The 23,152-nt window shown below is 41.8% G+C and carries 21 protein-coding genes; 9 read left to right on the top strand and 12 right to left on the bottom strand.

Features of this window, described 5'->3' with window-relative positions:
* Positions 1–19: 19 nt before the first annotated feature.
* Positions 20–652, bottom strand: coding sequence for a hypothetical protein (locus L1264_RS01320; RefSeq protein WP_135926020.1), 633 nt, complete (start codon positions 650–652; stop codon positions 20–22).
* 59 nt (positions 653–711) lie between these two features.
* Positions 712–1,194, bottom strand: a complete 483-nt coding sequence (locus tag L1264_RS01315; RefSeq protein WP_135926021.1) for a DUF2947 domain-containing protein — start codon at positions 1,192–1,194, stop codon at positions 712–714.
* A 63-nt stretch (positions 1,195–1,257) separates the two neighbouring features.
* Between L1264_RS01315 and L1264_RS01310 the strand changes: the two genes are divergently transcribed.
* The 3 genes from L1264_RS01310 to L1264_RS01300 are packed head-to-tail and all read left to right on the top strand — an operon-like array spanning position 1,258 to position 3,581.
* Complete coding sequence (locus L1264_RS01310) at positions 1,258–1,491, top strand: DUF1653 domain-containing protein (protein WP_442960431.1); 234 nt, start codon at positions 1,258–1,260, stop codon at positions 1,489–1,491.
* A gap of 52 nt (positions 1,492–1,543) precedes the next feature.
* A complete protein-coding gene (locus tag L1264_RS01305; RefSeq protein WP_135926022.1) occupies positions 1,544–2,392 on the top strand; it encodes an AAA family ATPase in 849 nt (282 codons plus the stop codon).
* A gap of 1 nt (position 2,393) precedes the next feature.
* Positions 2,394–3,581: a vWA domain-containing protein gene (locus tag L1264_RS01300; RefSeq protein WP_235403583.1), complete on the top strand. Its 1,188-nt coding sequence runs from the start codon at positions 2,394–2,396 to the stop codon at positions 3,579–3,581.
* A 120-nt stretch (positions 3,582–3,701) separates the two neighbouring features.
* Here L1264_RS01300 and L1264_RS01295 read toward each other — a convergent pair whose 3' ends face one another.
* From L1264_RS01295 to ppnP, 3 genes are all read right to left on the bottom strand, one after another.
* The gene (locus tag L1264_RS01295) at positions 3,702–4,874 is read right to left on the bottom strand and encodes an NRAMP family divalent metal transporter (protein WP_442960432.1); all 1,173 of its coding nucleotides are present in this window, start codon (positions 4,872–4,874) and stop codon (positions 3,702–3,704) included.
* Positions 4,875–5,174: 300 nt separating this feature from the next.
* A complete protein-coding gene (gene hpf, locus L1264_RS01290) occupies positions 5,175–5,531 on the bottom strand; it encodes a ribosome hibernation-promoting factor, HPF/YfiA family (RefSeq protein WP_135926025.1) in 357 nt (118 codons plus the stop codon).
* A 182-nt stretch (positions 5,532–5,713) separates the two neighbouring features.
* Complete coding sequence (gene ppnP, locus L1264_RS01285; protein WP_235403581.1) at positions 5,714–6,025, bottom strand: pyrimidine/purine nucleoside phosphorylase; 312 nt, start codon at positions 6,023–6,025, stop codon at positions 5,714–5,716.
* A gap of 268 nt (positions 6,026–6,293) precedes the next feature.
* Here ppnP and L1264_RS01280 point away from each other — a divergent pair, with 268 nt between their 5' ends.
* A complete protein-coding gene (locus L1264_RS01280) occupies positions 6,294–7,010 on the top strand; it encodes a hypothetical protein (protein ID WP_235403579.1) in 717 nt (238 codons plus the stop codon).
* 192 nt (positions 7,011–7,202) lie between these two features.
* On the opposite strand, the gene tkt is transcribed toward L1264_RS01280, so the two are convergent.
* Complete coding sequence (tkt, locus tag L1264_RS01275) at positions 7,203–9,194, bottom strand: transketolase (protein WP_135926027.1); 1,992 nt, start codon at positions 9,192–9,194, stop codon at positions 7,203–7,205.
* Positions 9,195–9,460: 266 nt separating this feature from the next.
* Between tkt and metK the strand changes: the two genes are divergently transcribed.
* Positions 9,461–10,612 (top strand): methionine adenosyltransferase, encoded by a 1,152-nt coding sequence (metK, locus tag L1264_RS01270; RefSeq protein ID WP_135926028.1) that lies wholly within the window; start codon positions 9,461–9,463, stop codon positions 10,610–10,612.
* A 51-nt stretch (positions 10,613–10,663) separates the two neighbouring features.
* Here the strand turns inward: metK and L1264_RS01265 are convergent, their stop codons facing one another.
* From L1264_RS01265 to L1264_RS01255, 3 genes are all read right to left on the bottom strand, one after another.
* On the bottom strand, positions 10,664–11,068 hold the full coding sequence (locus L1264_RS01265; protein ID WP_235403578.1) for a diacylglycerol kinase: 405 nt from the start codon (positions 11,066–11,068) through the stop codon (positions 10,664–10,666).
* Positions 11,069–11,148: 80 nt separating this feature from the next.
* Positions 11,149–11,790 carry an START domain-containing protein gene (locus L1264_RS01260; RefSeq protein ID WP_235403577.1) on the bottom strand — a complete coding sequence of 214 codons (642 nt, stop codon included), beginning with the start codon at positions 11,788–11,790 and terminating at the stop codon, positions 11,149–11,151.
* 5 nt (positions 11,791–11,795) lie between these two features.
* Entirely contained in the window at positions 11,796–13,316 is a 1,521-nt protein-coding gene (locus tag L1264_RS01255; RefSeq protein ID WP_235403576.1) for a CYTH and CHAD domain-containing protein, read from the bottom strand.
* A gap of 214 nt (positions 13,317–13,530) precedes the next feature.
* Between L1264_RS01255 and L1264_RS01250 the strand changes: the two genes are divergently transcribed.
* Complete coding sequence (locus tag L1264_RS01250) at positions 13,531–14,127, top strand: TIGR04211 family SH3 domain-containing protein (RefSeq protein WP_135926032.1); 597 nt, start codon at positions 13,531–13,533, stop codon at positions 14,125–14,127.
* A 52-nt stretch (positions 14,128–14,179) separates the two neighbouring features.
* On the opposite strand, the gene L1264_RS01245 is transcribed toward L1264_RS01250, so the two are convergent.
* A complete protein-coding gene (locus L1264_RS01245) occupies positions 14,180–14,662 on the bottom strand; it encodes a winged helix-turn-helix transcriptional regulator (RefSeq protein ID WP_135926033.1) in 483 nt (160 codons plus the stop codon).
* A 166-nt stretch (positions 14,663–14,828) separates the two neighbouring features.
* On the opposite strand from L1264_RS01245, the gene putA reads away from it, so the two are divergent.
* Both putA and L1264_RS01235 read left to right on the top strand, forming a co-directional pair.
* Complete coding sequence (putA, locus tag L1264_RS01240) at positions 14,829–18,632, top strand: bifunctional proline dehydrogenase/L-glutamate gamma-semialdehyde dehydrogenase PutA (protein ID WP_135926034.1); 3,804 nt, start codon at positions 14,829–14,831, stop codon at positions 18,630–18,632.
* A gap of 182 nt (positions 18,633–18,814) precedes the next feature.
* A complete protein-coding gene (locus L1264_RS01235) occupies positions 18,815–20,023 on the top strand; it encodes an HD-GYP domain-containing protein (protein ID WP_199526311.1) in 1,209 nt (402 codons plus the stop codon).
* 19 nt (positions 20,024–20,042) lie between these two features.
* Here L1264_RS01235 and L1264_RS01230 read toward each other — a convergent pair whose 3' ends face one another.
* A complete protein-coding gene (locus L1264_RS01230) occupies positions 20,043–21,077 on the bottom strand; it encodes a general secretion pathway protein GspB (RefSeq protein WP_199526312.1) in 1,035 nt (344 codons plus the stop codon).
* Between the two features lie 13 nt (positions 21,078–21,090).
* Positions 21,091–22,011, bottom strand: a complete 921-nt coding sequence (locus L1264_RS01225) for an ExeA family protein (protein ID WP_135926037.1) — start codon at positions 22,009–22,011, stop codon at positions 21,091–21,093.
* Positions 22,012–22,136: 125 nt separating this feature from the next.
* Between L1264_RS01225 and L1264_RS01220 the strand changes: the two genes are divergently transcribed.
* Positions 22,137–23,152, top strand: a 1,016-nt coding sequence (locus L1264_RS01220; protein ID WP_235403575.1) for a tRNA nucleotidyltransferase, incomplete at its 3' end; no start/stop codon positions are given.

The raw sequence follows: 23,152 nt of genomic DNA, 5'->3' as shown, positions 1-23,152 counted from the left end.
ACACTCCTTCGCGGTTAAATTAAGTCAAAGGGCGTTTTAGATTACGCCAATTTATATTACTTGCTAGTAGCATTTCTCTTAATGACAAACGCTTAGGTGTTATGCGCTTATTGTATTGCCACTGATGACCACAGCATGCAGCTGTCATAACCAATTTTGATGGCTTTAATATTTGCGCTGGTATGTGTTCTAGTGACTCTCCCGACACATCAAACCAACCTAGCTCATTACAATGTACCTTATTGTCGCTTACTTGATCTAAGCTGTCTATGCGCACCCTTGTACATTGCTCATCATTAATTAACACAGGAACAATTAACCCGCGCTTAGCATATTTAGTGTAAAAATTTTTTGAGTCTTCTTTACTGTAGACCGGAGGCGATGCCTTTTGTTTCTCGAGCCAACTACCATTTTGCGAATCAAGTTGTAATGGTGCATCACCGCTTACGATACGCATCGCTAAACGCTCTATGTAGTAAGGCAAACTTGCTAATAAGCGTTTTAGCCTTGCTGCATCAGGTTCATCAACTAACCGTGGGATCTCACGAGCATAAAACGCGTTACATAACTGTGCATACAATGCTCGTTCGGCATCTGTTTGCCAAATTTCAGCTTGTTGTGACGTTTCACTTTGTGAATGAGAAATAGACAATGCGCGCTCTTATAAAACAATTGCTTGACTGTTTTATAGCATAGAGCGTTTATTGAGCGCTACTTTACTGCGCCTTTTTTGCCCAGTTTTGCATTACCAGATTCTAAAAACTGCACCACAGCATCACGCTTTTTACCTAGCAATAAACTACCATCGGCTAAAAACATAAAGTTTTGCCAACAACGCTTAAATACGGCAAAGCTGGTTTCGATAATATTGTCGCGCGCCATACAAAAATACACGGTCGTATTGGCTTCCCACTCTAAATGGTTAAGGATTTCTTCAGGTAGTTGCTCATCACCCGCTTCCCATGCATTTTCCCAGTTAACAGTTTCAGAAAAACTGTCATCTTTACCGCACCAATCTGTTTTATCAAAAAAGTCAGGGTGATCATGCTCACGGCTTACCATAGTGGTCCATAAAACCGCTGCACGCTCAGCTGTCATTGGTTTTATTTGTGCGGCATCTTCTGCGCTTATCGGCATATCTTTATGACGAAAAACCCAGGCTTTTTTGTATTCATCTAACGAAATATAATTCATAGTTTAGGCAGTTTGTTTCAGGGTAAAATGTGCAAACTGCAATTATACCCAAATGACTCCAAGATGCGAGATAAACACATGACAATCAAACCCGGCATTTACCAACACTATAAAGGCCCAAAATACAAAGTAGAGTATGTTGCCACACACAGCGAAAGCAATGAGCCACTTGTTATTTACCAAGCGCTATACGGAGAATTTGGTATGTGGGCACGCCCGCTTAGTATGTTTACAGAAACGGTCACAGTAGAGGGTAAAAACGTACCACGCTTTGCATACCTTTCAGACGCCGACTAACTGTGGCATCATGACGTTATTAATCACTGCTCAGACCAGATAAGGTGACATCGTGCTTTTTAATTCAACCGATAACTACATTGCCAGTAATTCATTAAAACAAGCGGTTAACGCAGCTATCTTGCTCGAAAAGCCCCTGCTTATAAAAGGTGAACCCGGCACAGGTAAAACCATGCTGGCCGAAGAGCTTGCCAAAAGCTTAGACACCACGCTAATTCAATGGCACATCAAATCAACCACTAAAGCGCAACAAGGCCTGTATGAGTATGATGCAGTATCTCGTCTTCGCGACAGTCAATTAGGTGATGAGCGTGTGCACGATATCAGCAACTACATTGTAAAAGGGAAATTATGGCAAGCCTTTACTTATGGTGAGCAACATAACAAACGCCCTGTATTATTGATTGATGAAATTGACAAAGCCGATATTGAATTTCCCAACGACTTGCTATTAGAGCTCGATAAAATGGAGTTTCATGTTTATGAAACCGGTGAGCGCGTTGTTGCTAAGCAACGTCCTATTGTGATCATCACGTCAAATAACGAAAAAGAGCTGCCAGATGCCTTTTTACGTCGTTGTTTTTTCCATTACATTGATTTTCCTAGTAGTGAAGAAATGGCGCAAATTATCGATGTGCATCACCCGCATGTTAAACAAGACTTAGTACGCCAAGCACTTGAGGTGTTCTTTAATCTACGTGAAGTTAATGGCATTAAGAAAAAACCATCTACCAGTGAATTACTCGATTGGTTAAAGCTACTGATGGCTGAAGATATAGACGCTAAAACACTGCATGATAAAAGCCAAAAAGGCGGTTTAATGCCAATGTTTGGCGCGTTATTAAAGAACGAGCAAGACATTAGCTTAATCGAAAAACTTGCGTTTATGAGCCGCCGTTAAGATGTTAATTGCGTTTTTCTTTAAGCTTCGCGAATACCGCTTACCTGTTAGTTTGCGAGAACTACTTGATTTGATCAATGCGCTCAAGCAAGGGGTTATTTTTGCCGACGTTGACGCGTTTTATTACTTAGCGCGTACCATCATGGTTAAAGATGAAACCCACTTTGATCGCTTTGATAAAGCCTTTGCTGATTACTTTAGTGGCGTGGCCGACCTTGATCTGCTCGAAAGCTTAAAACAGCAACATGCCTTGCCTGATGATTGGCTGCGTAAAGAGTTTGAAAAGCACTTAAGCGAAGAAGAAAAAGCGCAATTACAAGCCATGGGCGGCCTTGATAAACTCATGGAAACCCTCAAGCTGCGCCTTGAAGAGCAGCAAAAGCGCCATGCGGGGGGGAATAAATGGGTCGGTACCGGTGGCACTTCACCATTTGGCGCCTATGGTTATAACCCTGAAGGTGTGCGCATTGGTCAAGACGGTAACCGACATCGCCGTGCCGTTAAAGTATGGGATAAGCGCAGCTACCGTAACCTTGATAGCGACCGTGAAATTGGCTCACGCACCATTAAACTTGCCCTAAAAAAACTGCGTAAATTTGCCCGTACTGGCGCCAGCGATACTCTCGATTTAACCGAAACCATCCGCGCAACTGCAAAGCAAGGCGGCATGCTCGATGTAAAAATGGCACCTGAGCGCCACAATGCAGTAAAAGTATTGATGCTGTTTGATATCGGCGGTTCAATGGATGATTACATTCATACCTGCGAAGAGCTATTTAGCGCCGCTCATAGCGAATTTAAGCACCTAGAGTTTTACTATTTTCATAACTGTTTGTATGAGCATGTTTGGCAAGATAATCAGCGTCGTCACTCAAACGTAATTGATACCATGACCTTGATTAACAAGTTCACCAGCGACTACAAGGTGATCTTTGTTGGCGATGCCACCATGGGCCCCTACGAAATCGCCTACCCCGGTGGCAGCGTTGAGCATTGGAATGAAGAACCCGGCAGCGCTTGGCTAAACCGCATAACTAATCACTTTGATAAAGTCGCTTGGCTCAACCCGCAACCCGTTGAACACTGGCGCTATTATCAATCAATTGATTTTATAAAGCAGTTAATGGATAACCGTATGTATCCACTCACGCTAGATGGGATTAGTAATGCAATTAGGGAATTGAGTTAGAGCCGTCAAACAGCATAAAAACCGAGACATGAATGTAAAGTTACAATTGTTTATAAACACAAATAACTAAGCCCCTTCTCGATCAGCTATAAACTGACGGCTGAAAGCTGACAGCTCCCTTTACATTATCTTCCAAACCAAAAACACCAGCGCAAAGCCCACCAAATAAGCTAAGCCTAACCAGCTCAATATGCGAAGTAAGGTTGAGTGATGAATACTGGCTTCTGAGCGCACTAAGCTAAAGTTCAGCCACGCAAAGACAGGGGTCGTGACAAAAGCGAGGGTCATTGCAAAAGTAAGCATTGGGCCTAGGGCCGATTTAAAGAATAAAATCACAGCCATGCCAGCAAATGCTTGCAGTAATAACCACATATTTAAACTGTGTTTAGACTGTTTAATCGGTAGCAGTTTATGCGACTCATTTAATGTTCTGGCGTAGCCATCAAGCACTGTTAGCGTGGTGCCAAACATACATAAAAAAGCGATACCTGAAACCAGTGGCCTTGCCCACTCGCCCATAGTGAGGGCGTACATATCAATTAGCTGCTTTGCAAAGGCAACGCCACCTAATTGCACAGCCTGGGCTTGACCGTATTGCACTAATACACCTAGTGAGAAAAATACTAATGCAAGTGCTGCGGTAAGCCAGTAACCCAAATTAAAATCAAACAAGCCTTGTTGTTTTGTCAGCGCTTGTTGGTGCTGCTTTTCTTTTAGCCACAGTGAGCTAATTGCTGATATTTCGATAGGAGCAGGCATCCAGCCCATAAGCGCCACCATAAAGCCAAGCATGGCAAGCTCATAAGGCGACGGGCCCACGTAGTCAACAGGAGCCATAGGACCATTATTAATAGCGACAACTAACGCAGCTAAGGTGGTAACCGTTAACAGCCCCATAATTAGCTTTGAAACATTATCGAGCGCCTTAAAATGCCCCAACAACAAAATAAGCAAACACACAGCTAAAATCAGCCAGCATAATAGCGTTACAGAAACAGTGATAGGCAATGCGTAGTGCAGCAGGCTGGCCGTTAATAACAAAACCCCAGCGGTGTTCACCACAGCGGCAACAATATTAAGCGCAATAAAACTATAGAAATACCCCGGCCCTTTTTGCTTGTAGCCCTCAACTAAACTTTGTTTGGTCGCAAGGGTGTACTCCATGCCAAATCGAAAGAATGGGTACTTCAATACATTAACTACTATGATTAGCCAAAATAATTGCCAACCGAATAACGACCCGGCTTGTGTTGATGCCACTAAGTGTGAGCCACCAATGGCAGCTGTGGCCATTAAAATACCCGGCCCTAATGCATTTAATTTAGATTGCCAATTTGATACTGCTGATTGCATATGCTTTGTGTGTTTTATTCTTAGTAACAAGCAACTTACAGCGTTTTAGGTGAGATTGGAAGCAGAGCACGTTAGCAAGTTAGCTAACGAATCAAGTAACTCGCTAACTTTTGGAACTTCAATCTGACGGCTGAATATTAAAACCAAAAAAGCCAAACGTTTCACAACGGTTGGCTTTCTTAGTTTGATTGTAAACGCTAGATTCTAGCTAAACCTAGCGCGGCACTTTATTAAGTAAAATTAAGTTAAATCCATTTCCTGAATAATTTCGTGGGCAATTTCCGGAGTTGTACTGACCGGCTTTTCGTGTAGTTTGGCTTTCATTTGCCCTTTACGATGTTTCAATGATGCATCTAGTTTTTTTGCAGCATTTGCAATTGCTGGGTACATCACCTCGTCTTCACCTTTTACTGATAAGCGTGCGCCTTCATAGGTCGTGCTTATCTCAGCTTGGTATTTGTGATGCTCTTTTGAAAGAATAATATCGAGAGATATTAATGATGGAAAATGGCTAGCAATTTTCGAGAACTTCTCGTTGATATGAGCTCTAACAGCCTCAGTAACGTCAACATGATGACCAGAAATATTAATCTTCATAGGGTATCCTTTTTTCTTGTTACCTCACAGTTAGTATTGGGGGCGAATTGAATTAACACAAGCGAAAATTGCAGATAATTAGTAATTGATTGTAACCACAGATGATTTAGATCATGCGTTGCGGATAAAATATGCAAAAGCCCGCATCACACGGGCTTTTTATAAAGGTTAACAACAGTTCATTAAGTGTACGAGCAACAGTAATCTGCAAACTCGCTCACTTTTACTTGAAAGCTCACATTCGCATCAACTGTAAATGACTCCCCTGCTTGCATCGTTTGCCATTCGCTCTCACCGGGTAATAGCACTTGCCAACTGCCACCGTTAAGCTCCATCAACTCTTTTTGGCTTGTTGCAAACTCAAACTCACCCGGTTGCATAAAGCCTAACGTTTTCGTGCTGCCATCAGCAAATACCACAGTACGGCTAGACACTTTACCGTCAAAATACACATTGGCTTTTTTCAGCACACTTACATTATCAAACTGAGACATCCTCACTCCTGTATTTAATTATCATTTATTGGATAAATACAGTGCCTTAAGCACGTAAGGCATGCAATATAAATGAAATGAAAAATGTTCAAGAGGTTTAGGCGCTAGGCAACATTGTAGATCGTGCTTTAGCGCGTCAAGAGGTTAAGAATTAATTAGAAGATAAGCCAAGAGCTTTTTAACTCATGGTTATAAACGATAGATTGCGAAAACGAAATTAATCTATTAAGTTAAAATAATATTTAAAAAAGAAATGGGCTATTGAAAAGTGACAGATATTTACAAAAATAAGAAAGTATACCTTTTCCTGTTTATCATTTTTATTTTAGCATTACCTGTAATACTCTTCACATCAAATTTTGGAATTGGTTTTTATCCAAGTATTTCGCAGTGGTCCGAATTAGGGTCATTTTTCGGAGGAGTCTATACCCCAATTTTAAGTATATTAACACTGAGTGTTATTTTTATGCAGGCTGCTATTATGTTAAAACAAACAAAAATACAACATAAGCAGTTAAACCTTCAAAACCATCAAAATGAGATTCAACTAGATTTAATAGAAAGAGCGGAAATAGCAAAACTATCCAAAAATATCGACTACTATACTGAATTAGTTAATCAGTCATTGAATTTCACTATTCAAACAGATAACCCCAGTCAATCAATAACTTTAGGAAATGCGCTTGAAGATGCTATAAATATTTACACAGCAGATAAAACTAAATTTCAAGAAAACCAAATAATGTACAAACAATGTTTATCCAAACTCTGGCTCAACTGGGCATTAGTAGTAGGCAATATAAGATATATTGAAACTGAAACTCGTTTCGAGGAGTATGCAGAAAAATGCATGCAAATTGAATGCTTAAAAGTAATGTCAAAATTGGGATTGCAACTTTGTAAAGATTTAGACTTATTGTTAATCGCTACCGATCACTCTTTATCAAATTACCCTTCACTGTTTCTTGACTATGACAAACCTTAATCTAATGTTTATTAAAAAATAACTTTACATTTGCAACTCACCGCTACCCAGCATGCACAATTTAAACTTATAGCTAACGGTCCCCGCGAAACAAGTTTCATGCCTACAAGATCTTACAAACAATCGGATAAAACACAAAAAGCCCGCGCTATGCTTACATAGGGCGGGCTTTTAAATTTTAGCGGCTAAAGCTTAGAACAAGGCGTTTGCTTTGTTTACGATGTTTTCAACAGTGAAACCAAAGTGCTTGAATAGCTCGCCTGCAGGAGCTGACTCACCGAAGGTCGTCATACCAACTACTGCGCCATTTAGGCCTACATATTTGTACCAGTAGTCTGCGATACCCGCTTCGATTGCTACGCGGCGTGTTACGCTTGCTGGTAGTACGCTTTCTTTATATGCAGCGTCTTGCTCATCAAATAAGTCTGTTGAAGGCATAGATACCACACGTACTTTTTTACCTTGTGAACGAAGCTCTGCAGCTGCATCTTGTGCAAGCTGTACTTCAGAACCTGTTGCAATAAGGATAAGCTCTGGCTCACCGTCACAGCTAAGTACGTAACCACCTTTTTTCACATCAGCTAACTGCTGTGCAGTACGCGCTTGTTGCTCAAGGCCTTGACGAGTGAAAATAAGTGACGTTGGGCCATCTTTACGCTCGATAGCTTGTTGCCATGCAATCGCAGACTCTACTTGGTCACATGGACGCCAGTTCACTAGGTTAGGCGTTAAACGCATGCTTGCAATTTGCTCTACTGGTTGGTGCGTCGGACCATCTTCACCTAGACCAATTGAATCGTGCGTGTATACGAAGATACTTGGTTGCTTCATTAGTGCAGCCATACGTACTGCGTTACGTGCGTATTCCATGAACATTAAGAATGTAGCACCGTAAGGAATAAAACCTTTATGCAGTGCAATACCATTCATAATCGCTGACATACCAAATTCACGTACGCCGTAAAAAATGTAGTTACCACTTGCATCGTTTGCTTCTAAGCCTTTTGAGCCATCCCAAAGTGTTAAGTTAGAACCAGCAAGGTCAGCAGAACCGCCCATGAATTCTGGTAGTAACGGACCAAACGCGTTTAGTGCATTTTGTGATGCTTTACGTGTTGCAGGGTTTGCAGGGTTTGCTTGTAGCTCTTCGATGTAAGCTTGTGACTTTTCAGCCCAATCAGCTGGTAGCTCACCGTTTGTACGGCGTTTAAACTCAGCTGCAAGCTCTGGGTATGCACTTGCATAAGCGGCAAATTTTTCATCCCAGCTAGCTTCTAGTTGCTTACCTTTTTCTTTGCCATCCCACTCGCTGTAGATTTCAGCTGGAATTTCAAATGCATCACCTGTCCAACCTAGGAACTCACGAGATGCTTTGATTTCGTCTTCACCTAGTGGTGCACCGTGACAGTCGTGGCTACCTGATTTATTAGGTGAACCGTAACCAATGATTGTTTTACAGCAAATTAGTGATGGTTTATCAGTAATGCTACGTGCTTCTTCGATAGCGGCGCGAATTGCATCAGGGTTATGACCGTCTACATCGCTTACTACGTGCCAACCGTATGCTTTGAAGCGCGCTGGTGTATCGTCACTGAACCACCCTTCTACTTCACCATCAATTGAGATGCCATTGTCATCCCAAAACGCAACTAGTTTACCTAGGCCTAATGTACCGGCTAATGAACAGGCTTCGTGAGAAATACCTTCCATTAAACAGCCATCACCCATAAATGCATAGGTGTAGTGATCAACAATATCGTGGCCTTCACGGTTAAACTGTGCAGCAAGTGCTTTCTCGGCAATTGCCATGCCCACAGCATTTGTGATCCCTTGACCTAATGGACCCGTAGTGGTCTCAATACCAGGCGCATAACCATATTCTGGGTGGCCCGGTGTTTTTGAGTGCATTTGGCGGAAGTTTTTAATTTCTTCGAGTGGTAAGTCATAGCCACTTAAGTGCAGTAGAGAATAGATCAGCATTGAACCGTGACCATTCGAAAGAATAAATCGATCGCGGTCTGCCCACTCTGGATTCGTAGGGTTGTGCTTTAGATAATCGCGCCATAGTACTTCTGCGATATCTGCCATGCCCATAGGGGCGCCAGGGTGGCCAGATTTGGCCTGTTGTACTGCGTCCATTGATAAGACGCGAATAGCATTTGCAAGTTCTTTGCGTGATGGCATGAATTCTCCTACCTTTATGTATTTGCGCTGGTTGTTTATGAAGCTCCATTCTTACTTATTGTAAGGGTACAGTGCAATTAAAAATCCGCATTAAATGCACCGTTTATGGGCGTTTGTTAAGAACAATACGTTATTAGTAATTTTAAATGGACGTCTAGGCGTAAAATTACTATGCAAACATATTTGTTTTAGATAAAATACGCCCCTTATTTTTTTAGCGCTATTACCGACGTTTGTGGAGCGCAATATTTGTGAGCAGAAATACAATGGCAAAACATTTATTTACTTCTGAATCTGTTTCTGAAGGTCATCCGGATAAAATCGCGGACCAAATCTCTGACGCGGTTCTAGATGCTATCTTAGAGCAAGATTCTCATGCCCGTGTTGCATGTGAGACATACGTAAAGACTGGTATGGTTATGGTTGGTGGTGAAATCACTACTAGCGCTTGGGTAGATATCGAAGAAATTACACGTAAAACTGTACGTGAAATCGGTTACACGCACTCAGACATGGGTTTCGATGCTGACTCGTGTGCAATCCTAAACACTATCGGTAAACAATCTCCAGATATTAACCAAGGTGTTGACCGTGCTCGTCCAGAAGACCAAGGCGCTGGTGACCAAGGTTTAATGTTCGGTTATGCATGTAATGAAACTGACGTTTTAATGCCTGCACCAATCACTTATTCACATCGTCTAGTTCAGCGTCAGGCTGAAGTTCGTAAGAGCGGTGAGCTTAATTGGTTACGTCCAGATGCAAAATCTCAAGTAACGTTTGCATACGAAAATGGCAAGCCTGTTGGTATTGATGCAGTTGTTCTTTCAACTCAACACTGTGATTCAATCTCACAAAACGACTTAGTTGAAGCGGTAATGGAAACTATCATTAAGCCGGTTCTTCCTGCTGAGCTTATCTCAAGCGCGACTAAGTTCTTCATCAACCCAACTGGCCGTTTCGTAATCGGTGGCCCTATGGGTGACTGTGGTCTTACAGGCCGTAAAATCATCGTAGATACATACGGTGGTATGGCTCGTCACGGTGGTGGTGCTTTCTCTGGTAAAGATCCATCAAAAGTTGACCGCTCAGCTGCATATGCTGCACGTTACGTTGCTAAAAACGTGGTTGCTGCTGGTCTTGCTGACAAGTGTGAACTACAAGTTTCTTACGCTATCGGTGTTGCAGAGCCAACATCTATCAGCATCGAAACATTTGGTACAGGTAAATTAGATGAAGCACGTCTAATCGAATTAGTGCGTGAGCACTTCGACCTACGCCCTTACGGCTTAATCCAAATGCTTGATCTTGAGCGTCCTATCTATCAACCGACAGCGGCTTACGGTCACTTCGGTCGTAATGAGTTCCCTTGGGAAAGCACAGACAAAGCAGACGCACTTCGCGCAGCTGCTGGCCTGTAATAGGTTAGAAAAATGAAAAAAGCGCCGTTTGGCGCTTTTTTTGTGTTTGATTTAAAGGTAGGAAACTATTTTCTCGTAAACAGCCACACCCCATACCAAGGCTAAAACCACCAGCGACAATGTCACTGCCGCAGAGGCCATATCTTTGGCTCGCCCAGATAATACATGATACTCAATGCCAACTCGGTCAGTCAGCGCTTCTATTGATGAGTTAAGTAACTCGACGATTAATAATAATAAATAGGGAATAAACAACACTAACCAGTGATTAAGTGACTGCGCCAATACGACCGACAAGGGTAACAAACACAGTCCTAAATAAATTTCAGAACGAAATGCAGACTCTTCTTTAAACGCCGCTTTAAAGCCTTTAATCGAGCATTTAGTTGCTTTTAAAATGCGTCCAACACCAAGGCCATTTGGCTTATTGACCAGGGGGATTTTTGGTTCTTTCATTTTTTACCTACTGCCTCAGAATTAACCTGATCATAATAATAAACTCTTGCACTGTCACCATAAGACCCTTGTTTTAATTGCTAGCAATTACCGGGGATGCTGCTGGTTTTGGTGCGCGAAAACTGATTATTAGTTAACTGCTCTCTGAGCGATTGTAGTGTTTTATAAACACTTTTTAATGACACTTTGTTACTTAACCAATAAGGGATAGAGCCACTCGGATCTGCATAAGCTTGATGGCTCACTAATAAATCATTTTGTTGCTGTTCTAAGCGCCAATATGCAGTGAGGTTTTTAATTCGTACAACCCCTGCCACTTCTGCTTTTGCATAGGGCTGGCTTTTAATTTGTAGCTCAGTTTTATGCTCAGCTAAAGCGCGATAACAAGAGTAACTCACCAAGTCTCGATCTGATACCGGCCAAGGCGAATTAAAGTGGGTATAAACAAGAGTTTCTGAGGGACTTAAGCGCTCCATTAAGGTTACGCTTTTCACGTTTTCGAGCCAATTAGGCGCGTTTTCTGTATCACTTAATAACGCCATAAAGTCACTCGCTTTGGCGTTTTTAACCAGCACAGAAGCATTAATTTCTATAATGCCGGTGTCATGCTTTTTATAACTAACCTTGATGTCGTCTTGTTGCTTGTAGACTTGCCATTCAATTGGGTTAGCACAGGCAGATAAACTCAGCCAAGCTAACCCAACTATTAAGCAACGACGCACTTTATTTATAGCCAGTAAGGGTCTGTGTCAAATGTAGCGTGACGGCTTTGCTCCATTGCACTTACTAAAAATTCAGATTTTTGATCCAACCAAGACTGTATTTTTGCAAGTTCTAAATCTTCATGACCAGCACACAGCTGTTTTAGATACTCAAGTGTACTTAGTTCATAAATACCATGAGAGATATCTAACCATGGAATACGAAACTCACTACGGTCGTCTTTGTTAAATAGCGCTCCTAAACAATTTCCACTAAGCAGAGAGTTTTCTAGGCGCGTGCGCAGTGCTAAGTAATCTTTGTCTGTAAACACTTTTTGCTCTGGAATGAGCTCATGCATATCGTGCCAATCTTTTGCAAATAATCGCTTTGCAATATCAGCAACGGGCTCTTCAGCCGCTTTAAACTCAGCTTGTCCCCATGATTTACGCCACTGTTTTTCTATCAACCATGTAGTTAGTTGTAACAATAAACGATTATAGCGAGTACTATGAAACAGCTCTTGTACATCTTCGATGCTTGGTTGTAACTGTTTTAAGTCGTTGATAACTTGCGTGAGTTCTGGCGCACTATTAATTTTTTTATAATAAGCGTGGCGTTTAGACGTGTAGGTTTTTAACTGAATTGCATTTTCTACCCACGCTAGTTCGCTTAGCAGCCATTTTAGCTCTGTACGTAATAAATCAGTGTCATCTTTACTTACTATGTCATCAAACAACCAGAAGGTGTGGCGAATCAAACGAATTCCATCGGTCACACGTTTAAGGGTTTTTAGGCTTGGCTTGATGAAGTAACAAGCTTCATGTTTTTGCACAAAGCGAATTGCATAGTTGATGCTTTCTATAAGCGCTTGCTCTTGCGTTGCATCACGCTTTAACGGCACAAAACCAATTGATTTGCTTGCTTTTAACGGATTGTCATCAGCAAGGCGATAACCACGAGCTGCTTTTGAGTATAAGCCTAAACGCACATTACTTTCGCGCACTAGCTTATCGGCTAAAGCAAATAACTCTTGGCGACTACCTTCTACTAGCTCAACTTCTAGTTCAGAAATGGGTTCAACTTTGCCCGACGCAGAAATCTCACCTTTATCAAGCACTACTTCAATCTGTGCACCGCTGTCAGTTTCGATTAACCATGTACGGCGAATAAAATTAGTACTAAAAATTGGGTATAGGTTATCGGCTATTGACCCAACTTGCATACCATGCGGCCAAATTGCAGCATCAAAAGCAAGTAAATCAGGGCGTGTACCCTCAAGCGGTAAGTTGTATTCAGGGCGTTGATGTAAACCACCAACCACTTCGCCTGCAAGCTTAATGGTTTGCTCGCATTGGTTATCGCAGCAACGCGTACGTAAACCAATATCTAATGCGCGCAATTCTCGGCTTGGTGTATCGTAATAAGCATTTTGTAAGCTACGTGAGGGCTTGTTTGTAACGGTTTTTGCAAATTGAGTAATTAATGCGGGGATCAGTGGAACAACGGCATCTGACACCAAAAACTTCAGTTCTATCTCAGTATCCATTCGCTTTGCGGAGTACATTTAAAATAATTAAGTGATCAAAATAAACAAAGCAGCTACTTAATGCAAACTTTTTCCTGAATTTTAATCTTGAGCTTGGCTATGGATTACAATATCTTCCTTGCTATTAATAGTTGAAATCCCTACTATCTCTATACATAAAGAAATTATAAATTTGGCCATTTCTAGGCAATGGTTACGTTAACAAGGTAGATTGATGTTAAAACAGTGTATTTTTGGGTTGCTCCTAGCGGCCACCTCTTTTATTAGTTACGCAGAAGAAGCGCCAAGCAGTAACGAAAACACCGCATACATAGTCGATAACCTCTACACCTTTATGCACTCTGGTCCGAGTAAAAACTACCGTATTTTAGGTTCGGTTGATGCAGGTACTCAAGTTACTTTACTGTCAGCTGAAGATAATGGTTATTTTAAAATCCGTGACGACAAAGATCGTGAAGGTTGGGTAGAAGCAAAATTTGTGACTGAAAATGCAGGTATTCAACAGCAGTTTCAAGCATTAAGTAATGATATGACTTTAATGCAAGAGCAACTACGCCAAGCAGAAATTGAACTGCCTCAGTTACAAGAGCAAAATAAAACCCTCACAGAGCAAAATCAAGCACTAAGTGAGCAAATCCAAGCGCTTAAAAACACAATTGAATCTGAGCGCAACGCTAAACAAACAGCCAGTGCAAAAGAAAAACGTCAGCTACTTACCTATGGCGGCGCAATTGCATTTATTGGTTTATTGTTAGGTATTATCCTTACCATTATGTTGTCGCGCCGTAAGCGATATGATGGCTGGGCATAATCTATCAACAATAAAAAAGCACCGTTAGGTGCTTTTTTATTGTCTGCTTAATTTAGATATCAAAGAGCAAACCACTGTCTTGCTTGATTTTCTCAATCACCATATAAGTGTGATGGGTGCCTACCCCCGGTATATCAACTAAATCACCCAATACCTGACGATATTCATCCATATCTGAAACTCGTACTTTTAATAAGTAATCGTAGCCACCTGCGACCATATCGCACTCAACAACTTGTGGGATATTTAAAATATATTCGCGAAATACTTTAAACACCGATGTATTCGATGTGACAAGTGATACCTGTACATGTGCTAATAAACTTTGATTTAGTTTTGCTTCACTTAGCTTGGCATAATAGCCTTCAATATAGCCCTCTTGTTCAAGACGCTTTACACGGTCAAGACATGGACTTGGGCTTAAATTTACCTGTTTTGCCAGGTTCACATTAGATATTCTGCCATTTTTTTGCAGAGCGTCTAAAATTGCTAAATCGATGCGATCTAACATGCGTAATCTATTCGGACTAGTCATAACAGAATTTTATGCGGCTAAGTTAACGGTATGCCCTGTAAATTATCGTAAATCGAAAAATATAACCAGCATATTCTGCTGGATTTTAATTAGAATGCACGAAATATATCAATGGCAAGAAATGCGTTAATTGTATTTCTCGACTCCACACACCAGAGGGTTACATATGCTATTTAATGGCGATTTGACAACTGAATGTCCAATAAGACAAAAAATCCGTGATTTTTACCGTATTGATGAAAACGCGGTAATTGATCATATTTTGCCTTTGGCTGAAGTAGGCGTGAAAGCGCGTAGCCGAGCGTGGGAACGTGCTCGTCAAATGGTTTTAAATATCCGTCGCGATCAGGATGGTCAAAGCGGTGTAGATGCACTACTTAACGAATTTTCACTATCAAGTGAAGAAGGCGTTGTTTTAATGTGTCTAGCTGAAGCACTACTACGCGTACCAGATAAAGCAACGCAAGAGTCGCTAATTCGTGACAAGCTTGCTAAAGGTGACTGGAGTTCGCACTTAGGTAGCAGTGACTCATTATTTGTAAATGCATCATCTTGGGGTCTGTTAGTAACTGGTAAAATGGTTAACTACAGCGACAAATCTAAAGAACAACAATTTGGTGTGCTGAAAAAGACCATTGGTCGCTTAGGTGAGCCTGTTATTCGTAAATCTGTGAACTTCGCGATGAAGATCATGGGTAAGCAATTCGTTATGGGTCGTACCATTGACGAAGCGATTGAACGTGCGGCAGATAAAGAACAAAAAGGCTACGTTTACTCATACGATATGCTAGGTGAAGGTGCTCGCACAATGAAAGATGCAGAGCGTTACTTCAACAGCTACATGACGGCTATCCATGCAATTGGTAAAGCGGCAAATGGCCGTGGTCCTATCAAGAGCCCAGGTATCTCAGTTAAGATTTCTGCAATTCACCCACGCTATGAATTCACTCATCGCGAGCGCGTAATCGCTGAAATCGTACCTAAGTTAAAAGAACTTGCCCTTGCAGCGAAAAGCTACGACATCGGCTTCACTGTTGATGCTGAAGAAGCTGATCGTTTAGATATCTCACTAGATGTTATTGAAGCTGTATTTAGTGATGACGATTTAGGTAACTGGAATGGTTTTGGTTTAGCTGTTCAAGCATACCAAAAACGCGCTATTTTTGTGGTTGAGTGGGTTGCTGATCTTGCTCGTCGCGTTGGCCGTAAATTAATGGTTCGCCTTGTTAAAGGTGCATACTGGGATACAGAAATCAAAACTACTCAGCAAGATGGTTTAGATCACTACCCTGTATTTACTCGTAAAGCGACAACTGACGTTTCTTACAAAGCCTGTGCTATCAAGCTACTTGAAGCACGTGATGTGCTTTACCCGCAATTTGCAACACACAATGCTTACACTGCAGCAACTATTTTAGAAGTTGCTAAAGGCGACCACGAAGGCTTTGAATTCCAACGCCTACACGGTATGGGTGAGTCGTTATTCGACCAAATCGTAACCCAAGAAAAAATTCAATGTCGTGTTTATGCGCCTGTTGGTCAACACGAAGACTTACTTGCATACTTAGTTCGTCGTTTATTAGAAAACGGTGCTAACTCATCATTCGTAAATGCGATTGTTGATACCACTAAGCCTGTTGAGTCACTTTTACCTGACCCAGTAGAAACACTGCAAGGTTTACGTAACAAGTACAACACGCAAATTAAAATGCCAATTGATTTATATGGTGAAGAACGTGCTAACTCAAAAGGCATGGACTTAACTGATATCAATGTCATCACTCCATTTAAAGAAAATCTAGATGCATGGTTTGCAGAGCATCGTATTGATTTAAATGATGTGCCTGAAGGCTCTCTAGCAGTGAAGAATCCAGCAAATCACAAAGAAGTGATTGGTCATGTAAAACTTCACTCTTCCGAAGAGATGACAGCATTATTAGAAAATGCAGAAAAAGCATTTGAATCATGGTCACAAACGCCGGTTAAAGAGCGTGCTAACTTACTACGCCGTATTGCTGATATTCTAGAACGTCATCACGATGAGCTAGTTGCTATCTGTATTAAAGAAGCGGGTAAAATTACCAAAGATGGTATTGATGAAGTTCGTGAAGCCGTTGATTTCTGCCGCTATTACGCAGCTCGAGCTGAAGAATTAGCACAAGATGAGCGTTTTGAAGCACGTGGTGTGATCTTATGTATCAGCCCATGGAACTTCCCATTAGCTATCTTCTTAGGCCAAGTTGCTGCAGCGATCGTGACTGGTAACACAGTTATTGCAAAACCAGCTGAGCAAACAAGCTTAATTGCCTTACGTACTATCGAGCTTATGTTATCTGTTGGTTTACCTGAGCACGTTGTACAACCTGTTATCGCACGTGGTAGCGATGTAGGTAAAACAATTGTTCCTGATGAGCGAATTCAAGCTGTTATGTTCACAGGTTCAACAGAAACAGGTACGCTTATTTCGCAAACACTTGCTGCGCGTAACGATATTCAAGTACCACTAATTGCTGAAACCGGTGGTCAAAACTGTATGATCGTTGACTCAACAGCTCTACCAGAGCAAGTTGTTGACGATGTGATCAGCTCAGGTTTCCAAAGTGCCGGTCAACGTTGTTCTGCACTTCGTGTGTTGTTCTTACAAGAAGATGTTGCTGATGGCATCATCGAAATGCTTAAAGGCGCATTAAAAGAGCTACATGTTGGCGATCCTTCGTTACTTTCGACTGACATTGGTCCTGTAATCGACGAAAAAGCACTGAAAAATTTAAATGAACATGTTGAATACCTAAAAGGTAACGCAACACTTCATTATGAGTGTGAAATTCCTGATAACAACGAAAATGGCGCTTATTTCTTTGCTCCTCGTCTATATGAGATCAAAGACTTATCTGTGCTTAAACGTGAAGTATTTGGCCCGTGTGTACATATCATCCGTTTCAAAGGTACAGAGCTTGATAACGTGATTGATCAAATCAATGGCACTGGCTTTGGCTTAACGATGGGTGTGCATTCACGTATCGAAGAGCGTTGTGAATACTTAGCGAAAATGTCGCGTGCAGGTAACGTTTACATCAACCGTAACATGATTGGTGCGATTGTTGGCGTTCAACCTTTTGGTGGTCGTGGTCTATCAGGTACTGGTCCGAAAGCAGGTGGCCCTAACTACTTACAACGTCTAGTGAAAGAGAAAGCATCACCAGATAACGTGCAAATGACAAACCTAACACCTGATGAGCTAGATACTCACCACTATTCAGGTGCGGCTGAGCAAGTTGCTAAGTTAATGGAAAACTCATTACGTGATGAGAAGATCTGGCGTTCAACACCGTTAAATGACCGAGTTTCGGCTGTGCGTCAATTACTTGCTAAAGTTGCAACCGTTGAAATCATTGATGAGCTTGCTGATGACTTAGCATTAACCCTTGCTGATGCACGTGCGCAGCTTAACCGTCTTGAAAAGCACATGCGTAAACACACCGTGTTGCCTGGGCCTACGGGTGAGTCAAACACGCTACACTTAGAACCACGTGGTTGCGTAGTATGTTATGCAGATAAGAGTACGTCATTTAACTTCTGGGCAATTTCTATTATCACTGCACTTGCGGCTGGTAATACTGTTATCACTGTTGCTTCAGAGTTGTTCTATGACGAAGCTGTGGCGTTTAAAGATAAGTTTATCTCAACAGGTATTGCAGAGGGTGTATTCCAAGTAGCTAAACCTAATCAGTTACAAGCTATTTTAGCGCATCCTCATCTTGCTGGTGCCGTTGTTGCCGCGCGTTCATCTCGCTTAGGCTATTTCAGCCAGCAGTTAGCACAACGTAAAGGTGCAATCCTGCCGGTAATTAGCTCTGAGTACTACGATACGCTAATCAAACGTCTACTAACTGAGAAAACAATCAGTATCGACACGACAGCGTCAGGTGGTAACACATCACTTATGACATTGGTTGAAGACGACGAGTAAATAAGTTTATCTAACTTATTGTCACTTCTAAGGGCCTCCAGCTTATCAGCTGGGGGCTTTTTTTTATAGTCGCTTTTAAGGTTGCCCTGCAGTTTAAAACACCATTAAGTACTATTAATATTTACTGAAATACACATTTTCTGCTAGTTTAATAGTATTGTATCTGAGCAGAAGTAAAGGCCTTGAAAACACTCCCTATCAATCAACTTAAACCTGGCATGTTTGTTCACGGCGTGACAAAACAGACAGGCAAGATCCGTATAAAAAACCAAGGTTGGGTAAAAACACAAGGCAGTATTGATAAGCTTAAGCAAGCTGGTATTTTAGAAATTGAAATCGATCCTGATAAAACGCTAAATCTTGATAGTGACAATAAAATCACTGAAAAACCAAAACCTGCAGCACCAGCCGTCTCTTCTGAGCCATTCGATCCATGGCACACTACGCACAGTATGTCGGCAGAGATGACAAAAGCAAATAGTCTTTATACAGAAGCCAAATCACTCCAAAGCAAAGCATTTGCAGACATTCGAGAAGGAAACAAAATTGATGTTGCCCCTTTTCAAGAGCTAGCAAGCGGTTTTATCGATTCTGTGTTTAGAAATCAAGATGCATTAACCTGTATCACTCGCATGCGAGAAAAAGATGCTTACTTACTTGAGCATTCAATCAACGTGTCTATTTTGATCAGCATTTTTGCAAAGCATTTAGGTATCGAAAAATCGATTATTCAAGAACTTGCCACCGGTGCATTACTTCATGATATCGGCAAAATTAATATCCCCGATAAAATACTCAATAAACCAGGTAAATTGACTGATGAAGAGTACCAACTCGTTCAAAATCATGCGCGCTTTAGCAAAGAAATATTAGAGCAGTCTGGTCTCAGTGGTATTGCCGTTGATATTGCAGGCTTTCACCATGAGCGCTTAGATGGTAGTGGGTATCCTTTTGGTAAAAGTGGCGATGAAATAAGCCTGTATGTACGTATGACCTCGATTGTTGATGTGTATGATGCATTGACCGCAGAAAGAGTCTACAAGGCAGGAATGGAGCCAATCAAAGCATTCAAAATTTTAAAAGATGGCTGCCCAGATAGTTTCGATGGTGATTTGGTCACTAAATTTATTCAATGCATTGGTATTCACCCAGTTGGCACATTGGTAAGGCTAGAAAGCCAAAAACTTGGTGTGGTTACTCGCAGCAACCCAACAAGCCCACTTAAACCTCAAGTGAAAGTCTTTTATCACGCTAAACATACCCGATATACAGAAGTACAAGATATCGATTTAGCAAACAGTCGCTGCCACGACAGCCTTGAAGCAGCGGTCAGACCGAGTGAATTTAACATCGATCTAATCCGTTTTTTCAAAAGCTCTATTCTACCTTAAGCTGACTCGTCATGACTGGCTACTCAGGCCAGTCTTGCAGTGCTTTTAAAGTGAATTCATAGCCATCATAGCTAAGTAAACTCTGCTCTGGCGTGATTTCGATTAACGATAACACACCGATATTATCACCTTCATAAAGCTCACGACCATTGAGTTTTATCCAACGCTTTGATGGCTCAGATGCGTAGATGTGCGCTTGGTATTTAAGTGTTGGAATTGCATTTTGAATAGACTCAGGGAGCAGCTCTATCGGATCAGCATAAGACGAATTTTTAGTACTATGCGTTACCTGCGAAGAACGTTGCTGGTCAACATCCTGAACCGCTTGCGCAAAAGCTTTTTTTAACGAATCCGACACTTCGTTTAACTCATCATCTGGCTCAGCTGGCTTAGTTTGATTATTGGCGTTCTCATCAAGGGGCTTACCAAGTACCTTGTATTTACTGTAATCAATACCATTACTATTTGTCGGCTGTGGTGCAGCTTGCTGCATTTGCATCGGTTGCGAAAACTGTGGCTGCGGCTGATAAGCGGCTTGATTTTGATACACTGGCTGAGCATATTGCGGCTGTGCTTGATTTGCATAAACTGGCACTGTATTTACAGGTACTTGTACCCACTGGTACTGCTGAGCACCTTGCACAGGAACTTGCTGCATCATGGTTTGTTGCTGAGGGGGTTGTTGCATCATTTGCTGTTGTGCCACCACAGGTTGCGAACCAGACGGTACTTTAGCTACAGAGTTATCTGTTTGAAGTTGCTCTTGATCTTTAGAACCCGACACATTTTCAGCTGTCGCACTGGGTACTTTTTCATTCTCATTTGCTAGTACTGGCTGCTCAGCAAATGGCTTACTTTGCTGTAACCACTTACCAATCGAAAAACCAGCCATTAGCGTTAAAATTGCAGCCAGTAATAACCCAAATGAAAAGGCTAAACGCTTATAGCGTGTTAACTCTTGCTGCTGTTTAAGTTGTAAAGCAGCCTGATCGTGATCAACGGCTGTTTGCTCATGTTGAGCCGATTGTTTTATTGCATCTAAAAGTAATGACATAATTGATCACTCGTTAAATTAGGTAGGATAAACCAATACCCATTCCTAATACGGCTAAAAATGAAACAGGATAAAGCCATACATAGCTCGGCTCTCGAGCACCTTTAGGTATAACCTCAGTGCTGGTTGGCGGCAATGCCTCTTCGGCCGAACGCATCACAAGCTCACTGTCTATGGTAAGTTTTTGCTGCGAAAAAGCCCCCACCAAACAACGCTCACACAATAAATTGATTAATCTAGGTACGCCTTGAGTAACTTGATAAATCGCTTTTAACGCATCACCTGAGAACAAGGCTTGCTCAGTGCCCGCTTTAAACAAGCGGTGCTTTACATAGGCAAATACTTGCCCTTCAGTCAGTGGCAGTAGGTGGTAACGTGCCGTAATACGCTGGGCAAGTTGTCGAAGTTCAGTACGTTTTAAAAGCTCCTGTAGCTCTGGCTGCCCTACTAACACAATTTGCAGCAGCTTTTTGTGATCGGTTTCGATGTTGGTCAGTAAGCGCAACTGCTCAAGCACATCTGGTGCGAGTAATTGCGCTTCATCAATAATTAAGATGGTATGGCCACCAGCTTGGTTATTTGCCTCAAGGTGCTTTTTAATCACATCAGTGAGGGTTTTTAATGTGGCATTGTCACTGTCGTAATCTATTTTCAGTTCGTCGCAAATACTGGCAAGCAACTCTAGCTGCGACAAAGCTGGATTATGGATTTGCGCTACTTGGGTGTTTTCAGGTAACTGCTCGTGCAGGCTTCTTATTAATGTTGTTTTACCTGTACCGACTTCACCTGTTAATAGCACAAAGCCACCCGCTTCACCGAGTCCATAAGTAAGGTGTGCCAACGCCTCTTTATGGCGTTCACTCAGAAATAAATACTCAGGATTGGGGGCAATCGAAAAAGGTTTTTCTGACAAGCCGAAATAGCTTAAATACACCGTGATATTCCTTGCGTTTAAAATCACCGCCTATAATGGCAAAAAACAACGCTACTTAAAACCTTGTTCGCATTTTATTGAACAAATAACGTAAAATACTGAAAACACAAAATTGAAGGTGATCTATGCAGGTTTATTTAGTCGGTGGAGCAGTCAGAGACGCTCTACTTGGTCGTGAAATTAAAGAACGCGATTATGTGGTTGTCGGCGCCACACCTGAACAGCTAATAAACCAAGGTTTCCAACAAGTTGGCAAAGATTTTCCGGTGTTTTTGCACCCAAAAACCAAAGAAGAATATGCACTTGCTCGCACCGAGCGCAAACAAGGGCAAGGCTATACAGGGTTCATCTGTGATTTCACTCCAGAGGTAACTCTAGAGCAAGATTTAATTCGCCGTGATTTAACCGTCAATGCCATTGCTCAAGCCGAAGATGGCAGCTTAGTTGACCCATTCGGTGGTCAAGATGACATCAAAAAGCGTGTATTACGTCATGTATCCGATGCATTTAGCGAAGACCCATTACGGATATTGCGTGTAGCTCGTTTTGCTGCTCGGTATCATTACTTGGGCTTTACCATTGCCCCCGAAACTAAACAGTTGCTCATTGCTATGGTTAAAGCGGGTGAGCTTACAACTCTCACTGCAGAGCGAGTGTGGTTAGAGTGTGAAAAGTCATTAAGCGATGGTGCATTTAGCGATTTTTTAAATGTTCTTGCAAGTATTGGTGGCCTGAGTGTGATCAGTGCAGAGCTTGAAAAACAGTGGAATGAGGATATTTATAAAACACTCAAAGCTCGGTTCGATTATGCTAATAACCATCAGTTGCATGATACTGCACTCTTATTCAGCCAAGTAACGCTAAGTTTATCTAGTCAGGAAATTAACAGTATCGCAAATACAATTCGCTTACCGAATGAAGTACGCGATCTGGCTATTAACGCGCAAACCCATCAAGCGGTTTTAGCTAGCGAACAGCCTAGTTGTGACGAGGTTTTTAACTGCTTTAACCAGCTTGATTTATGGCGACGCCCAGAGCGTTTTCAACAGGTACTTAAAGTGTTAGAAATCAGTTTACAGCACCCCGTACCATGCCATGAGTCGTTAACACTTGCAGCAAACCAAGCAAAGGCTGTTAACCC

This window comes from Pseudoalteromonas sp. APAL1 (assembly GCF_021532475.1).
Taxonomy (GTDB): Bacteria; Pseudomonadota; Gammaproteobacteria; order Enterobacterales; family Alteromonadaceae; genus Pseudoalteromonas; species Pseudoalteromonas lipolytica_C.
The sequence above is the reverse complement of the archived record's forward strand: the minus strand, read 5'-3'. Positions and strand labels throughout refer to the sequence as shown.

Bases quoted from the DNA above. Each gene is read 5' to 3' on its own strand.
- L1264_RS01315 (WP_135926021.1), bottom strand. From the start codon at position 1,194: ATGAATTATATTTCGTTAGATGAATACAAAAAAGCCTGGGTTTTTCGT.
- L1264_RS01310 (WP_442960431.1), top strand. From the start codon at position 1,258: ATGCGAGATAAACACATGACAATCAAACCCGGCATTTACCAACACTAT.
- L1264_RS01300 (WP_235403583.1), top strand. From the start codon at position 2,394: ATGTTAATTGCGTTTTTCTTTAAGCTTCGCGAATACCGCTTACCTGTT.
- L1264_RS01295 (WP_442960432.1), bottom strand. From the start codon at position 4,874: ATGGCCACAGCTGCCATTGGTGGCTCACACTTAGTGGCATCAACACAA.
- hpf (WP_135926025.1), bottom strand. From the start codon at position 5,531: ATGAAGATTAATATTTCTGGTCATCATGTTGACGTTACTGAGGCTGTT.
- ppnP (WP_235403581.1), bottom strand. From the start codon at position 6,025: ATGTCTCAGTTTGATAATGTAAGTGTGCTGAAAAAAGCCAATGTGTAT.
- tkt (WP_135926027.1), bottom strand. From the start codon at position 9,194: ATGCCATCACGCAAAGAACTTGCAAATGCTATTCGCGTCTTATCAATG.
- metK (WP_135926028.1), top strand. From the start codon at position 9,461: ATGGCAAAACATTTATTTACTTCTGAATCTGTTTCTGAAGGTCATCCG.
- L1264_RS01265 (WP_235403578.1), bottom strand. From the start codon at position 11,068: ATGAAAGAACCAAAAATCCCCCTGGTCAATAAGCCAAATGGCCTTGGT.
- L1264_RS01255 (WP_235403576.1), bottom strand. From the start codon at position 13,316: ATGGATACTGAGATAGAACTGAAGTTTTTGGTGTCAGATGCCGTTGTT.
- L1264_RS01250 (WP_135926032.1), top strand. From the start codon at position 13,531: ATGTTAAAACAGTGTATTTTTGGGTTGCTCCTAGCGGCCACCTCTTTT.
- L1264_RS01245 (WP_135926033.1), bottom strand. From the start codon at position 14,662: ATGACTAGTCCGAATAGATTACGCATGTTAGATCGCATCGATTTAGCA.
- putA (WP_135926034.1), top strand. From the start codon at position 14,829: ATGCTATTTAATGGCGATTTGACAACTGAATGTCCAATAAGACAAAAA.
- L1264_RS01230 (WP_199526312.1), bottom strand. From the start codon at position 21,077: ATGTCATTACTTTTAGATGCAATAAAACAATCGGCTCAACATGAGCAA.